This window comes from Pantoea sp. UBA5035, from assembly GCF_002415245.1.
Taxonomy (GTDB): domain Bacteria; phylum Pseudomonadota; class Gammaproteobacteria; order Enterobacterales; family Enterobacteriaceae; genus Pantoea; species Pantoea septica.
Genome location: NZ_DICD01000014.1, coordinates 96,403 through 111,830, shown reverse-complemented (window position 1 = coordinate 111,830; position 15,428 = coordinate 96,403). Strand labels below are relative to the sequence as shown.

The window sequence follows — 15,428 nt, the reverse complement described above, 5'->3', positions numbered from 1 at the left end:
AGCCCGTTCTGTCAGGCTGGCTGAACGCAGAAATTGATGGAATTCACTCAGCATGAAGCGAATGACGCTCAGTAAGCTGGCGCACGCCGCCGGCGTCGGCGTGGCGACCGTAGACCGGGTGCTTAACGATCGCGGCGGCGTGTCGCCAGCGATGACCAGAAAAGTGCTGGAGGCGGCGCGTGCGGCGGGGCTTAACCGCATTTTGCCGGAAGAGCATCGCCAGCCGTGGCAAATCGAAGTGATCCTCAGCAGCGCCGACGCCTTTTTCTTTCAGCAACTGGCGCAGGATTTTCAGCAGCTGGCCGACGCGCTCGGCTATCGTCGCCTGCGTCTGCAGCGCACCTTTATCGCCGAGAACGCGCCGGAGAAGCTGGCGGCGCATATTCTCGCCAGCAGCCGCAGAATGGACGGGCTGATGCTCTTCGCGCATGAACATCCCGCGATTTATCAGGCGCTGAGCGACTGCAAAGCGCGCGGCGTGCCGGTGATCACCCTGGTTTCCGATCTGCCCGACGCCGATCGTCTGCTGCACGTGGGCATCAATCAGCTGCAGGCCGGACGCACCGCCGGGCTGATGATGGGCAGCATGCTGGCGCGCGCGGGCGAGGTGCTGGTGATCAGCGGCCGCGTCGACTATCGCGCGCACCGTCAGCGCATCGAGGGGTTCCGCGACGTGCTGCAGCAGCGCTTTCCCCATCTGGCGCTGCGCGAAGCGCTGGCCGGTCTGGAGGATCGTTCGCGCATCAGCAAGCTGCTGGAGAAGGCGCTGGTGACCTCCCCGTCGATTGTCGGCGTCTACAATACCGGCCTTGGCAACCGCGAGATCTCCGAGGCGCTGGCGCGCCACCGCCGCGAGCACGATGTGGTTTACATTACGCATGAGCTTTACGCCACCACGCGCCGCCTGCTACAGCAGCGCACGCTTACCTTAACGCTCGACCAGAATACCCAGCGCCATGCCCAGCTGGCGCTCAACCTGCTGTTGCAAAAGCTGGAAAAAGGCGGCGATTTTTCCACTTATGAAGAGGGTCGCGTCGACTTTATGCTCTACACCCAGGAGAACGTCGATTAGCGAACGCCAGCAGAGTTAAACCGCAATTATTCGCCCTGCTACACTCAGAGACGTCTGACACACTCTCATCAACAAGGCGAACTCACACTATGTCGGAAAACAGTTATCAGCCCGCAACAGTCTGGAAATGGGATCCGGAAGCCAAAGGCAACGGCGCAAAAACCAACCGTCCTGTCGCAGGCGCGACCCATGAAAAAGCGCTGCCGGTCGGCAAACATCCGCTGCAGCTCTACTCGCTCGGCACCCCCAACGGCCAGAAGGTGACAATCCTGCTGGAGGAGCTGCTGGCGGTCGGCGTCAAAGAGGCGGAGTATGACGCCTGGCTGATCCGCATCGGCGACGGCGACCAGTTCGGCAGCGGCTTTGTTGATATCAACCCTAACTCCAAGATCCCGGCGCTCAGCGACCATTCGGTGAACCCGCCGCAGCGCGTGTTCGAATCCGGCAGTATTCTGCTCTATCTGGCGGACAAGTTCGGCCACTTCCTGCCGGACGATCCGGCGGGCCGTACCGAAGCCCTGAACTGGCTTTTCTGGCTGCAGGGCGCCGCGCCCTTCGTCGGCGGCGGTTTCGGCCACTTCTACCACTACGCGCCGGAGAAAATCGAATACGCCATTAACCGCTATACGCTGGAGACCAAGCGCCTGCTCGACGTGCTCGATCGCCGTCTGGCGGAGAGCCGCTTCCTTGGCGGCGACGCCTACACCATCGCCGATATCGCCACCTGGCCCTGGTTCGGCGGCCTGGTGCTGAGCAACCAGTATGGCGCGACCGAGTTCCTCGACGCGAAATCCTACAAAAATGTGGCGCGCTGGGCGCAGGAGATTGCGGAGCGTCCGGCGGTGATCCGCGGGCGCAAAGTGAACCGCGTGATGGGCGATCCGGCCGATCAGCTGCACGAGCGTCACGACGCATCCGATTTTGACACCAACACCGAAGATAAACGCCAGGCGTAAAGGAGCCGACAATGAGCGCATATGTAATCTTTATTCGCGACAAAATTACCAACCCTGAAGAGTTCGCGATTTACGGCGAGAAAGCGGGCAAAGCGCGCGGCGACCACCCTATTACGCCGCTGGCGTTTTATGGTCAGCTGGAGACGCTGGAAGGACCGGAAGCGGATGGCGTGGTCGTGCTGGAGTTCCCGACGGCAGAAGCGGCGCACGGCTGGTATGACAGCCCGGAATATCAGGAAGCGAAACAGCATCGTCTGAAAGGCGCGGAGTACCGCGTGGTGCTGGTGCAGGGCGTCGAGCAGTAATAAAAGGGACGCCGTTCGGCGTCCCTTTAAAGTCTGGCAGCGTGCCGACGCGGGTTGCATGGCCCGATCGCAAAGACGCAAAAAGCGGCATCCCTGCCAGCTCGGCCCGCGCGGATACGCACCTCATCCCTGAGGCGCGCCCGTCGCCGGGCCAACGTTACACGTTGTTCAAAAGCGCTCCCGGCGCTTTTGTCCCTGTCGCGGGACGCTTTGCTCCCCGGTCCATGCAACCCGCGTTTTACGATTTGTGCCCGCTATGAAATAAAAACCACTCCGCTTCGCCTTAATTCAGCTGAATGCGCGCCACGCTGTCTGGCCCTTTGCTGCTGTGGTCTTTATTGAAGCCCTGCTTAATAGTGACGTAGAGCGTCTGACCATCCGGCGTCACCAGCAGGCTGTTGGGATGCCCCTCGAACGACCAGCTGTTTTTCACCGCATAGGTGGTGGCGTCAAGCTGCAGCACCTTCTGCGACTCACGCTGGCTGATATAGATCTCGTTGCGTTTCGCGTTGAATTTAATGCCCAGCGCGTCGCCGTCGATGCGTTTAATCACCTTGCCGCTGCGCTCATCGAACACCAGCGTGGTTTTCGCTTTCGAGTTGTCGGTAACGAACAGGCGGCCCGTCGCCGGATCTTCCGCCATATTCAGCAGCAGATAGGCTTTGCCGTCGCCTGGGGTCAGACGCTTCTCGATCTTATGGCTGCGCGGATTGATCACCAGGATCTCGCCGCCGCCGTTCGCGGCGTAAATGCGATCGGTGACCGGCGAATAGATAATGCCGGTAACCCATTTGCCGGCGTTTTTGATGCGCGTCTTCAGCTTCATGGTCTGCGCGTCTACCACCCAGATCACACCCGGATCGCCCACGCCGCCGATATAGAGCTGGTCGTTATGCAGGAAAATCTCGCGCGCGCCAAACGGGAAGCCCTTCTCGTTGCGCTCGCTGAACAGGGTACGCGCCAGCACCTTGCCCTTAACCGGATCGATCTTCGAGACGCCGCCGTCCAGCGTATTGGTGACGTAGAGCAGGCTGCCGTCGCTGTTCATGGTCATGCCGAAGTTTTTCAGATCGGTGTAGCCTTTGCCGGTGGTCTCCAGCGTGGCGGGATCGAGGCGATAGATCACGCCGCCGCTGACATCCTTAAAGGCGTCGGCGCTGGCGACGTAGAGCGCGTTGGCGCCCGGCACGTAAGCCATCTCATACAGGCCGAAGCCGAGTTCGCGCTGTTTCACCGCTGAGGCGGCGGGCTTTGCGGCAGCGGTGGCGGCTGGCGCCTCGGCTTTTTTCGCCGGCGCCTGACAGGCCGTCAGGCCGAAAGCGGCGGCGACCGCCAGAGCAAGCGCCGCGTTGCGCGGACTGAACAGAGATTTCATGCATGACTCCCTTGGGAAATGATGCGCCGCCGCCCGGCTCAGCCGCCGCGGCTAACGCTCAAAAAGAATGAGAATCATACTCATTAACAATCAAGGTGTAAATGTTGCTCGTTGTAGCGCCACCCTTTACGTCTCCCTCTTTAAACGCGCCTGTAAAAAATCCACGAAGGCGGTAATGCGCGCGGGAAGCTGTCGCTGCGCCTGCCATACCGCGAAAATATCGCCGTCGGGCGCCTGCCATTCCGGGAGCACGTGCAGCAGATCGCCGCGCTCGACGGCGTGCCGCGCATCCCACCACGAGCGCAGCAGGATGCCGTGACCGTCCAGCGCCATGCGCATCGCCACCTCGCCGTCGTTGGTGAGCAGGCTGCCGCGCACCTTCTGGCTGACGCTTTCGCTGCCCTTTACAAAGCGCCACAGGGTGAAATCTCCTTCATGCTGGCGCAGCAAAATACAGTTGTGCTGCGCCAGCGCATGGATATCGGCCGGCAGGCCGCAGCGCTCGGCATAGGCGGGCGAACAGCAGAGAATGCGCGGGTTGGCGCGCAGCCGACGCGCCACCAGCCGCGAATCGGGTGGTTCCCCGACGCGCACGTCAATGTCGACGTTAGCATCGAGAAAATTGAGCGGCTGGCTACTGAGCTGCAGCGACAGCGCCAGCTCGGGATGCAGCGCCGCGAACGCCGACACGCAGGGCGCGACGTGGCGACGGCCAAAGCCGAACGACGCATTGATATTCAGCGTGCCGCGCAGCACCTCGGTCTGGCCGCTCACCGCCTCTTCCAGCGCCGCCAGCTGGTCCAGCAGCGGACGCGCGCCCTCCAGATAGCGCCGTCCTTCCGCCGTCAGCTCCAGACGCCGCGTGGTGCGCTTCAGCAGCTGCACGCCGAGCCGGCGCTCAAGCTGGCTGAGACGCTTGCTGACCGCAGCCAGCGACAGGCCGAGATCGCGCGCCGCCGCCGTCAGGCTGCCAAGGGTGGCGATGCGCACAAAGAAGGCGAGATCGTCGGTTGAGGTGCGGGATTCTTTACTTTGATTCAACATTGGCTTGCATTTCAGGCTAATTATTTCCCGGTGATGCAAAGTTATACTGCGCAGACAATTCGAACATCAACCCTGTGAGGTGCCCTGTGTCTGAAAAAATCCATCGTATTGCCGTCATTCCCGGCGACGGTATCGGTAAAGAGGTGATGCCGGAAGGCATTCGCGTAACGAACGCGGCGGCAGAGAAATTTGGCATCGCGCTGCGCTGGGAGTGGTTCGACTTTGCCAGCGCCGAATACTGGCAGCAGCACGGCAAGATGCTGCCCGACGACTGGTTCGCGCAGCTAAAAACCTTCGATGCGATCTATTTCGGCGCGGTGGGCTGGCCGGCGATCGTACCGGATCACGTCTCGCTATGGGGATCCCTGCTGCAGTTCCGCCGTGAGTTCGATCAGTACGTCAACCTGCGGCCGGTGCGTTTAATGCCTGGCGTTAAAGCGCCGCTGGCGAACCGCAAGCCGGGCGACATCGACTTTTACGTAGTGCGTGAAAATACCGAGGGAGAATACTCCAGCGTCGGCGGCACCATGTTCCCCGGCACCGAGCGCGAAGTGGTGATTCAGGAGACCGTGATGACGCGCATCGGCGTCGACCGCATCCTGAAGTTCGCCTACGAGCTGGCCAACAGCCGCCCGAAAAAGCACCTCACCTCCGCCACCAAATCCAACGGCATCGCCATCACCATGCCCTACTGGGACCAGCGCGTCGAGGCGATGGGCGAGCACTATCCTGAGGTAAACGTCGACAAGTACCACATCGATATTCTTACCGCCAACTTCGTGCTGCATCCCGACTGGTTCGACGTGGTGGTCGCCAGCAATCTCTTCGGCGACATTCTCTCCGATCTCGGCCCGGCCTGCACCGGCACTATCGGCATCGCGCCTTCGGCCAACATCAATCCCGACCGCGCCTTCCCTAGCCTGTTCGAGCCGGTGCACGGCTCCGCGCCCGACATCGCCGGTAAAGGCGTAGCGAACCCCATCGGCCAGATCTGGTGCGGCGCGATGATGCTGGAGCATCTGGGCTATAAAGCGGCGGGCGACGCGGTGCTCGACGCCATCGAACGCACGCTGGCGCAGGGCGAATGCCTGACGCGCGATCTTGGCGGCGAAGCCAGCACCGAAGCGCTCGGCGCGGCGATCGCCGCAGCGCTCAGCGCCTAGTCGATCGCGAAAAGTTCTGGATTCCAGCCTGGCGGCAGCGGTTCCGGCCGCTCTACCGCCAGGTGATGCCAGCGCAGATTCTCGACGCCGCGCGCGAACAGCGCAGGCAGGCCGCCGGGATAGCGCTCGACGCCGAACGCCTCCCCGGTCGCAGGATCGAGCTTATAGGCGTTATCCAGCCCCATGCCGATCGGCGCGTCGGGATTGCACGGCGGGCGAATATCAAACTGCCCCTGCGCGCTATCGCGGCTGACCACCTGACGCAGCTGCACATCGGCGATCAGCACGTCGCGAATATCGCCAGGCCGGGCGGCATGCAGGTTGATCGCCCCTTCCGCTATGCCGCTCGCCTGCGTGAACTGCAGCTGCTCGACTCGCCCTGGCCGCACTGCCGGATCGCGCGGACGCACCGACACAAACAGCGGATCGGCCTTGCCCCAGTGGCACGGCGGCGCGTAGCGGCAGACAAAGGTCAGATGGCTGAAGAGCAGCCGCCGCATCGTGCCGCCGTCGCGCGACAAAATACCGATACCGCGGTTGGAGTCAAACAGGGTGCAGTTGGTCACAGTAACGTCCTCGATATCGTCGAAGGTTTCGGTGCCGATCTTAAAGGCGCAGCTGTAGGAGCGCAGCAGGCAGTTGCTGATGGCGATCTGACGCGCAGGGCGACGTAGCGCGTCGGGCTTCAGGGTGGTTTTAATGCAGATGGCGTCATCCGCCGCGCTGAGGTAGCTGTTGCTGACGAACACCGCCTCGCAGCTGTCGATATCGAGCGCGTCGGTATTGGGCATCGTCATCGCGTTGTCGATGGTGAGGCGATCGATATGCACATGGCGGCAGCTCACCAGATGCACCGTCCACATCGGCGCCTGTACGATGGTGAATCCCTCCAGCGTCACCTGCTCGCACGCTTCGAACACGATGATGCGCGGCCGCTCGGGACGCGGCAGCCGGTAGCCCTGCGCGTCGCGCTCGGCGGCAAACCAGATTTCGCCGTCGCCGTCGATGCAGCCCTTGCCGCTGATGGTCAGATTGCGCTGCCCGAGAGCGTAGAGCAGGACGTTATGCGACTTCTCGGCGCTGCTCAGCGTCTGAAAGCGCTGATAATCGGCGCGCCGCTGGCTGGCGAGCAGCACCGCGCCCGCTTCAAGGTGCAGCTCAAAATGGGAAGGCAGATTCAGGCAGCCGCTGCGGTAACGCCCGGCGGGCAGCGTCAGGCGGCCGCCGCCCGCGGCGGCGATCTGGTCGATAGCGCGTTGCAATACCGCCGTATCCAGGGTTTCGCCGTCGGCGGCGGGATGAAAATCAGCAAGGGAAAGGTGCATAGTGCGGCTCCTGATTAGAGAGAAGCCGCTATTTCAGCGCGTACGGCGCGGGGAAACCTTTATCTGGCCGCCACCTCGCCGCTTTGTGAGGCGTCTCGCAAAATCAGCCGAGGCGCGCCAGCGCCAGCGCGCCGCTGAGCGCATCGCCCTGCGGCGCCGTCAGCACGCGCCGCAGCGATTCCGGCAGATAGGGCTCGATGGGCTGCGCCAGGCCGCCCATCAGCGCCAGCTTGCCGCTCTGACGCGCCAGTAGCGGCTGCGCCATCAGGGCGATCTCCTCTGCGCTCTGCCGCACCAGCGTCAGGCCGTGCGCGTCGCCCTGCTGCGCGGCGGCAAACACCTCCGGCGCCACGCTGCCCCAGTCGGCGGTGGTCGCCCGCTGCGACCAGAGCAGCAGCGTTTCGGCATCCTGCGCGAAACGGGCCATCAGCCGCTGCGTCAGCGGCGAGGCGGGCACAACCGCTTCATGCGCCAGCAGCGCCAGCCGCAGCGCACGCTGCCCCAGCACGGCGCCAGAACCCAGATCGGAAAGCGCGAAGCCCCAGCCGCCGAGCAGCGTAAAGCTGTCACCGTCCCAGCAGGCGCCCTGGCTGCCTGTACCGACGATAAATACCGCGCCCGGCGCACCGCCGTGCGCGCCGATGCAGGCGATCTCTACGTCGGTGACGACGCGCAGCGCAGCACAGCGCGGCCGCCAGTCGGCGAGACGCCGCTGAACCGAAGGCACATTCGCTCCCGCCAGACCGGCGACGATGCGCATCTCCGTGGCGGGCAGCTGCGCCTGGTCGGCAATCTGTGCGATCAGCGCATCAAGCGTGCCGATCGCAACGTCCCAGGCGGAAAAGACATTGGCCGGGCCGCCTTCGGCCTGCGCCAGCACCTTGCCCTGCGCATCGATGAGTCGAGCGCGACAGCGGGTGCCGCCGCCGTCAATGCCAAGATAGTAGGGAGAACTCATGCTTTATTCCGCGTCGCTTCATGTTGGGGATCATTTTCCAGTTTCTGCCGCTTACGTAAATGCGGAAATAGCGCCATCCACACTCCCACCACCACCAGCGTGCCGATGCCGCCAATCGCTGCGGCAGGCACCGCGCCAAACCAGGCTGCCAGCATCCCCGATTCGAACTCTCCCAGCTGATTCGAAGTATTGATAAAAATGGCATTAACCGCGTTGACGCGGCCGCGCATATCGTCCGGCGTATCGAGCTGCACCAGCGCGCCGCGGATCACCATGCTTACCATATCGAATCCGCCGAGCGCGGCCAGCGCCAGCAGGGAGAGCCAGAGCTGCGTCGAGAGTGCAAACACCAGCGTCGCGATGCCGAATCCCGCCACCGAGCCAAACATAATCATACCGACATGTTTTTCCAGTTTGTTGCGGCTCAGCCACAGCCCCACCAGCAGCGCCCCTACCGACGGCGCGCCGCGCAGCAGACCGAGCCCCCAGGGACCAGTATGCAGAATATCCTGGGCGAAAATCGGCAGTAGCGCGGTCGCACCGCCGAGCAGCACGGCGAAAAGATCGAGCGAGATAACGCCGAGCACATCTTTGCGATCGCGGATAAAACGCACGCCGGCGAACAGATTGGGCAGATTCATCGGCAGACGCGGCTGCGGCGGGCGCTCATAGCGCAAGCGGGCCACCAGGAAAAGCGACAGCAGATAGAAGGCGGCGGAGACGCCATACACCACGTCCGGACCGGCGACATAGAGCAGGCCGCCCAGCGTAGGGCCGACGATAACCGCCGCCTGGCTGCCGACCGAAGTCGAGGCCATGGCGCGCGCGAGAATACCGGGCGGCACCAGCGAAGGCAGCATCGAGGTAATAGCGGGCCACTCCAGCGCTTTCGCCACGGAAATGAGAAACACCAGCCCCCAGATCTCTATTTTGCCAGCCCAGTTGAACAGGGTTAGAAACAGCAGCGCCACCAGCGCGGCGCACTCGATCAGCTGGCCCAGCAACACGATGCGGCGCCGGTCGAGCTGATCGGCCAGATGGCCGGCGGGCAGCGCCAGCAGCACCGACGGCAAAAACTGCATCAGGCCGATAATGCCCAGCGCCATCGCGCTGTTGGTAAGGGCATAAATCTGCCAGCTGATGGCGACAGAGAACATTTGAAAACCAAACGATGAGCAGGTGCGCGCCAGCCAGAACGCGACAAACGCCCGATGCTTTAACAGCGATTCATCCGCTGCCTGTTCCATAGAATCCATAATTTATCCCGTTAATTATTCTGCCGGTTCACGTCATAGCGCGAACCTCTCTTTTTTAATCTGCGCAGGCGAACGCGCAGCACAGCGTGCTTGATTTCTCGTCGGCTGGCAATGCTGGGATGTGCTTTAGCGCGCCGCTAAAATGCGGCGGACATCGACACGGTTATTATTGACTATTATCAGACTATTTATTTCCAGAAATGGCAGAATTAGGACCATTTAATTATTAAAGTATACTTTATGATGCACCTTAATAGCCGCGCAACTAGGCGCATAAAAAGGGTGACGTCTTTATTAATTCCGTTTTATATTGAGTCCAGCAGTAACCTGAGCGTTACCTTGAGAAACACTTATAATTTTGTCCGACTTTTTCTTTTAACCAGAGATGCATGGAAAATAGCTTGTACAATCCATATGTTACTGAAAATATTCTCAGCCCGGCAGGCACGTTGCTGGGTTTTTGTTATTCGAAACCTTACTTACTGGATGATGCAGAGGAAACCAATAATAATGACGATATAGTTGCATGGAAAAATCATTGTGCAAATGAAGCGGCATTAATGATTATTCCCGTCGCCATGAAGCAGCTAAAACAAATCATTGCTGCGACAGATCAATATCTTTGCTGGCAACATTCACGCGTTCGCCTCGCTATTAACTACGACGCGCTGAAAGAGTGCCGCCTCGCTTTGTCTGAAATAACAAATGTTTTTCAGTTCTGGATGCTCGATTTCGCTCCGCCCGGCGCTGACTGGCGGCTGATTGAATCTTTCCCCTTTTCCGGCATCGTGTTGAGCGAAGATTTCTTTAACGCTAATTATCAAAAATTTACCTTTCCCTTTTTATTATCTTCATTTGCTGAAAGGGAAATTAAGGTTATTGTCCGCAGCGCCCAGCCGGCACCACCCGCCGAGGTGATGAAGGCGCTCAATATATCGGGGTGGCAGCAGCAACGTCGCGCAGGTAGCCTTATCAGCTGAAATACCGAGGAAAAAACCAAACGCTGGCGTTGTGAGCGTAGCCTGAGCGCCATAACGCAGCGTAAACCTCATAAAATGTCGTACTAATTGCGCGCTCAAGCGCAAAGCGCTAAAAAAATCAAACCTCTTAACGTTTTTACTATAAAATTTAACTCACACGGATTGCGATGCTCACGGGAAGAGCAGCATTGAACACCTGCTTTCTTACGTACTTTATATAACGTGAAAACAGCCTAATGCGTTGTTTTCTGTGTTTTTATGGCAAAAAAACGAGGTCGACATTATGGGGAAAAGTTCCTCATCTTTTGGCGTAATTCGTTTCCTGACGGTGCTGTTCGCATTCCTGACGGGCGCGTTTATGCTGATTGGCGGTGGTTGGTTAGCCGCTATCGGAGGTTCCTGGTATTACGTTATCGGCGGTGTGGTTATGCTTATCACCGCCTGGCTGCTGTCACGTCGCAAAAGCACCGCGCTGGTTCTCTATGCGCTGCTGCTGATCGGCACCCTGATCTGGGGCGTGTGGGAAGTCGGCACTGACTTCTGGGCCCTGGCGCCGCGCACCGATGTGCTGGTGATTTTCGGCGTCTGGCTGATCCTGCCTTTTGTTTACCGTAGCGTAAACGCCGGCAGCAAAGCCGCGCTGGGCAGCATGGCCGTCGCGCTGATCGCCAGCGCCCTGGTGCTGGCCTATGCGGTGTTCAACGATCCGCAGACGGTGAACGGCAAGCTGCCGGAAACCGCGCAGAACGCTACGCCAGCGCAGCCGCTGAGCAATATCGCCGACGCCGACTGGCCCGCCTATGCGCGCGATCAGCAGGGTACGCGTTTCTCGCCGCTGAAGCAGATCAACGAAGAGAACGTGAAAAACCTGCAGGTTGCCTGGCAGTTCCAGACCGGCGATCTCAAGACCGCGAACGATCCGGGCGAAATTACCGATGAAGTGACGCCGATTAAGGTCCGCGACACGGTCTACCTCTGCTCGCCGCACCAGATTCTGTTCGCACTCGACGCGACCACCGGCAAGCAGAAGTGGAAATTCGATCCGGGCATGAAGCCGAATCCGACCTTCCAGCATGTCACCTGCCGTGGCGTCTCTTACCACGAAGTGCCTGCGGCGGCCGATGCCGCTAACAGCCAGCCTGCGCTCTGCTCGCGCCGTATTTACCTGCCGGTAAACGACGGCCGTCTGTTCGCGCTGGATGCGGACACCGGTGCGCGCTGCCCTGCCTTCGGCAACAACGGCGAGCTGGATCTGCAGCACAAGCAGCCGGTCACCACGCCGGGCCAGTATGAGCCGACGTCGCCGCCGGTTATCACCGATACCACCATCGTTATGGCGGGCGCGGTAACCGATAACTACTCGACGCGCGAGCCGTCTGGCGTAATTCGCGGCTTCGACGTCAACACCGGTAAACTGCTGTGGGTCTTCGATCCGGGCGCGAAAGATCCTAACGCGATTCCGGCTGATGAACACACCTTCACCATGAACTCGCCTAACTCCTGGGCGCCGGCGGTCTACGATCCGAAACTGGATACCGTTTACCTGCCGATGGGCGTTTCTACCCCGGATATCTGGGGCGGCAACCGCACGCCGGAGCAGGAGCGCTACGCGAGCAGCGTGCTGGCGCTGAACGCCACCACCGGTAAGCTGGTGTGGTCGTATCAGACCGTGCATCACGATCTGTGGGACATGGATCTGCCGTCGCAGCCGACGCTGGCCGACATCACCGATAAAGACGGCAATACCGTTCCGGTGATCTACGCCCCGGCGAAAACCGGCAACATCTTTGTGCTGGATCGTCGTACCGGTAAGCCGGTCGTGCCTGCGCCGGAGACCCCGGTTCCGCAGGGCGCCGCGAAAGGCGATCACGTTTCGCCGACGCAGCCTTACTCCGAGCTGACCTACCGTCCGAAGCAGAATCTTACGGATAAGGATATGTGGGGCGCGACCCTGTATGACCAGCTGGTGTGCCGCGTGATCTTCAAGCGTCTGCGCTACGAAGGTCCGTTCACGCCGCCGTCCGAGCAGGGCACGCTGGTGTTCCCGGGCAACCTGGGCATGTTCGAATGGGGCGGCATCGCGGTCGATCCGCATCGTCAGATCGCCATCGCCAACCCGATGGCCCTGCCGTTCGTCTCTAAACTGGTGCCGCGCGGCCCGGGCAACCCGATCGAGCCGCCTGAAGGCGCGAGCGGCGGTTCAGGTACCGAAACCGGCATCCAGCCGCAGTACGGCGTGCCGTACGGCGTTGAGCTGAACCCGTTCCTGTCACCGTTTGGCCTGCCGTGTAAGCAGCCGGCCTGGGGCTACGTTTCTGCCGTCGACCTGAAAACCAATGAAGTCGTCTGGAAGAAACGTATCGGCACCACGCGCGACAGCGCGCCGGTTCCGCTGCCGTTCAAGATGGGGATGCCGATGCTGGGCGGCCCAATCGCGACGGCAGGTAAGGTGTTCTTTATCGGCGCGACCGCAGACAACTATCTGCGCGCGTTCAGCACCGAAACCGGCGAGCAGCTGTGGCAGGCGCGTCTACCGGCTGGCGGCCAGGCGACGCCGATGACCTATGAAGCGAATGGCAAGCAGTACATTGTCATCGCGGCGGGCGGTCACGGCTCCTTCGGTACCAAGCTGGGCGATTATGTCATTGCCTACGCGCTGCCAGACGAGAAATAAGCCTTTTTGAGGCAAGTAAAAAAGCGGACTTCGGTCCGCTTTTTTTATTGGCAACGCGCCAGCCTGGCTCTCCTGCTTACCGCCGCACTTTCCGGCTTTTCCGCCAGTTCACTGCCCCGCACAACAACATCACCGCCGCCGTCAGCAAAAACACCGGCCGCATGCCGAACGCGCCGCCGATAAAACCGCCAAACAGCGGGCCGGTTACCTGGCCGATATACTGCGCGGAAGTCGAGTAGCCCAGCATGCGCCCGACCTGCCCTTCCGGCACGCTATGGCGAATAATCGCCGTAATACAGGGCAGCAGTCCGCCGAGCGCCATCCCCATCAGAAAGCGCAGCGCCACCAGCTGCCATGCGGCGGTGATAAACGCCTGTGGGATCAGCAGCGCCGCGCACATCAGCAGTCCGCCGCTCAGCACGCGCCAGTGGCCGATGCGGTCGGCCAGCTTGCCCAGCCGCGGCGCGGAAAGGATGCTGCCCAGCGCGGCAGCGGCCATCACCAGTCCGGCGGTGACGGTCATCGCCCTATCCCCCGCGACAAACTGCCCGATATAAAGCGTGATAATTGGCTCAATCGACATATTGGCGAAAATCAACAGCATGCCTGACAGCCACATCAGCTTCACCACGCCGCGATTGACGGCGCCGGACGCGTCGCCAGCGGCGCGCGTGGCCGCAGGCGGACGTGGCTGTTCTTTCAGCAGGAAGGTGGTCGCCAGAAAGGCGAGGAAAATAACCCCGCCGGTCAGCCAGAAGGTGTGGCGGATGCCGATCAGCGGCGGCAGCACGCCGCCCAGCAGCGGACCGACGACGTTGCCCGCCATGATGCCGGAAGAGAGCACGCCGAGCGCCCAGCCGGTCTGCGCCTTCGGCGTCTGTGCCGCCACCAGAATAGTGGAGCCTGAGGCGTAGCCGCCGAGCAGCCCCGCCAGCAGCCGCAGCGCCACCAGCTGCCAGGGCGCGGTCGCCATGCCGATCAACGCCATCGCCACCGCCATGCCGAGGCTGGCACGGATCAGCATCAGCTTGCGGCCATAGCGATCTGCCAGCCTGCCCCAGAGCGGCGCGGTCAGCGCGGCGCTGAAGAAGGTCGCGCCGTAGGCCAGCCCGGACCAGCGCGCAATCGCCGCCGGTTCCGTCACGCCGAGCTGTCGCACGTAGAGCGGCAGAAAGGGCAGCAGCAGCGTCATCGCCACGATAGTGCTAAACGAGCCCAGCACGCATACCCATAAGTTACGTTTCCAGATTTGCGCGTCTGGCGCGGCGATCGCTTCCATCAAGCCCTCCTTTTTGTCTGGCTTTCAGGCTAGCGTCGTTGACACTGCAACAACAGTACCGGCGCGATAATTACTCAGCGCCGCCCGTTGTTGCCAGACAGCAACAATCAGCCGCTCAGCGCGGCGACCAGCGCGTCGCACAACAGGCTGACCGGCGCGGCAGGCTGCGCCTCTTTCAGCAGCAGATAGCTTTGCAGGCGATCCATCTGCCACTCCGCCAGCAGCTGGGTAATCTCGCCGCGCGCCAGCGCCGCCTGCGCCATATAGGACGGCAGATAGGCGATGCCGCTGCCCGCCTGCGCGGCGTTGAGCAACGCCATACTGTTATTGGCGCGAAAGCGGCTGCGCACATCGATCGCCAGCCGCTGCTTATCGCGGCGAAAAGGCAGCGCGGCGGTGTGCGCCGGGCCGTGAAACATCAGCAGATCGTGACGCGGCAGCATATCGGGATGGGTTACCGGCGGGCGCTGCGCCAGGTAGGCCGGCGCGGCGTAGAGTCCCCACTCGATATCGCCTAACAGCCGGACGTGCGCGCCCTGCGGCGCGCGAGCGCGGATCGCTACGGCGATGTCGACCTGATCTTCCAGTCCCTCGCTGCCGCGATCGGTCAGGTCGAGATCGACGTTGATATGAATATGGCGACGCAAAAAGAGGTTGAGCGCGGGGGAGACGCACTGGCAGCCGTAGGTAACCGGCGCCTGCAGCCGCACGCTGCCTGCGACGTTCTGATGCAGCTGCTGCACAAAGGTGTCAGCGCGATGCATCTCCGCCAGCATGCGAGTGCAGAAAGGATAGTAGGCCTGCCCCAGCTCGGTAAGCGCCATATTGCGCGTGGTGCGATGCAACAGCTTAAAGCCGAGTCGTACCTCAAGCCGGGCGATCTCCCGGCTGACGTGGGATTTCGACAGGCCGAGCGCGCGCGCGGCCTCGCTGAAGCTTCTGCACTCCACCACGCGGGCGAACATCATCATCGCCGTTAAGTTTTCGCTGTTATCCATGATCGTCTGGTCCGCCGCAAAAAAGCAGACTAAACAATTTCGC

General features: G+C 61.4%; 13 protein-coding genes. 6 read left to right on the top strand and 7 right to left on the bottom strand.

Annotation, left to right across the window (positions count from 1 at the left end):
• The first annotated feature begins 52 nt into the window (after positions 1–52).
• From B3229_RS10560 to B3229_RS10550, 3 genes are all read left to right on the top strand, one after another.
• Positions 53–1,072, top strand: a complete 1,020-nt coding sequence (locus B3229_RS10560; RefSeq protein WP_286870615.1) for a LacI family DNA-binding transcriptional regulator — start codon at positions 53–55, stop codon at positions 1,070–1,072.
• 89 nt (positions 1,073–1,161) lie between these two features.
• Positions 1,162–2,028: a glutathione-dependent disulfide-bond oxidoreductase gene (gene yghU, locus B3229_RS10555; RefSeq protein ID WP_048781794.1), complete on the top strand. Its 867-nt coding sequence runs from the start codon at positions 1,162–1,164 to the stop codon at positions 2,026–2,028.
• Between the two features lie 11 nt (positions 2,029–2,039).
• Positions 2,040–2,333 (top strand): DUF1330 domain-containing protein, encoded by a 294-nt coding sequence (locus B3229_RS10550; RefSeq protein WP_013359848.1) that lies wholly within the window; start codon positions 2,040–2,042, stop codon positions 2,331–2,333.
• Between the two features lie 283 nt (positions 2,334–2,616).
• On the opposite strand, the gene B3229_RS10545 is transcribed toward B3229_RS10550, so the two are convergent.
• Positions 2,617–3,708 (bottom strand): YncE family protein, encoded by a 1,092-nt coding sequence (locus B3229_RS10545; protein WP_286870610.1) that lies wholly within the window; start codon positions 3,706–3,708, stop codon positions 2,617–2,619.
• A 126-nt stretch (positions 3,709–3,834) separates the two neighbouring features.
• Positions 3,835–4,752, bottom strand: a complete 918-nt coding sequence (locus B3229_RS10540) for a LysR family transcriptional regulator (protein WP_033749217.1) — start codon at positions 4,750–4,752, stop codon at positions 3,835–3,837.
• An 86-nt stretch (positions 4,753–4,838) separates the two neighbouring features.
• On the opposite strand from B3229_RS10540, the gene B3229_RS10535 reads away from it, so the two are divergent.
• Entirely contained in the window at positions 4,839–5,915 is a 1,077-nt protein-coding gene (locus B3229_RS10535; protein ID WP_286870607.1) for a tartrate dehydrogenase, read from the top strand.
• Here B3229_RS10535 and B3229_RS10530 read toward each other — a convergent pair.
• From B3229_RS10530 to B3229_RS10520, 3 genes are all read right to left on the bottom strand, one after another.
• Positions 5,912–7,240 carry a glycoside hydrolase family 28 protein gene (locus tag B3229_RS10530; RefSeq protein WP_286870605.1) on the bottom strand — a complete coding sequence of 443 codons (1,329 nt, stop codon included), beginning with the start codon at positions 7,238–7,240 and terminating at the stop codon, positions 5,912–5,914. The genes B3229_RS10535 and B3229_RS10530 overlap by 4 nt on opposite strands.
• A 103-nt stretch (positions 7,241–7,343) precedes the next feature.
• Complete coding sequence (locus tag B3229_RS10525) at positions 7,344–8,198, bottom strand: BadF/BadG/BcrA/BcrD ATPase family protein (RefSeq protein ID WP_286870604.1); 855 nt, start codon at positions 8,196–8,198, stop codon at positions 7,344–7,346.
• A complete protein-coding gene (locus tag B3229_RS10520; RefSeq protein WP_286870602.1) occupies positions 8,195–9,454 on the bottom strand; it encodes an MFS transporter in 1,260 nt (419 codons plus the stop codon). Before B3229_RS10520 ends, B3229_RS10525 begins: the two co-directional genes overlap by 4 nt.
• Before the next feature lie 389 nt (positions 9,455–9,843).
• Here B3229_RS10520 and B3229_RS10515 point away from each other — a divergent pair, with 389 nt between their 5' ends.
• Positions 9,844–10,434 carry a hypothetical protein gene (locus B3229_RS10515; RefSeq protein ID WP_286870600.1) on the top strand — a complete coding sequence of 197 codons (591 nt, stop codon included), beginning with the start codon at positions 9,844–9,846 and terminating at the stop codon, positions 10,432–10,434.
• 283 nt (positions 10,435–10,717) lie between these two features.
• Entirely contained in the window at positions 10,718–13,108 is a 2,391-nt protein-coding gene (locus B3229_RS10510; protein ID WP_048783092.1) for a glucose/quinate/shikimate family membrane-bound PQQ-dependent dehydrogenase, read from the top strand.
• Positions 13,109–13,184: 76 nt separating this feature from the next.
• Here B3229_RS10510 and B3229_RS10505 read toward each other — a convergent pair whose 3' ends face one another.
• Both B3229_RS10505 and B3229_RS10500 read right to left on the bottom strand, forming a co-directional pair.
• Complete coding sequence (locus tag B3229_RS10505; RefSeq protein WP_286870597.1) at positions 13,185–14,387, bottom strand: MFS transporter; 1,203 nt, start codon at positions 14,385–14,387, stop codon at positions 13,185–13,187.
• A gap of 107 nt (positions 14,388–14,494) precedes the next feature.
• Positions 14,495–15,385, bottom strand: coding sequence for a LysR family transcriptional regulator (locus tag B3229_RS10500; protein ID WP_286870595.1), 891 nt, complete (start codon positions 15,383–15,385; stop codon positions 14,495–14,497).
• Between the last annotated feature and the right edge of the window lie 43 nt (positions 15,386–15,428).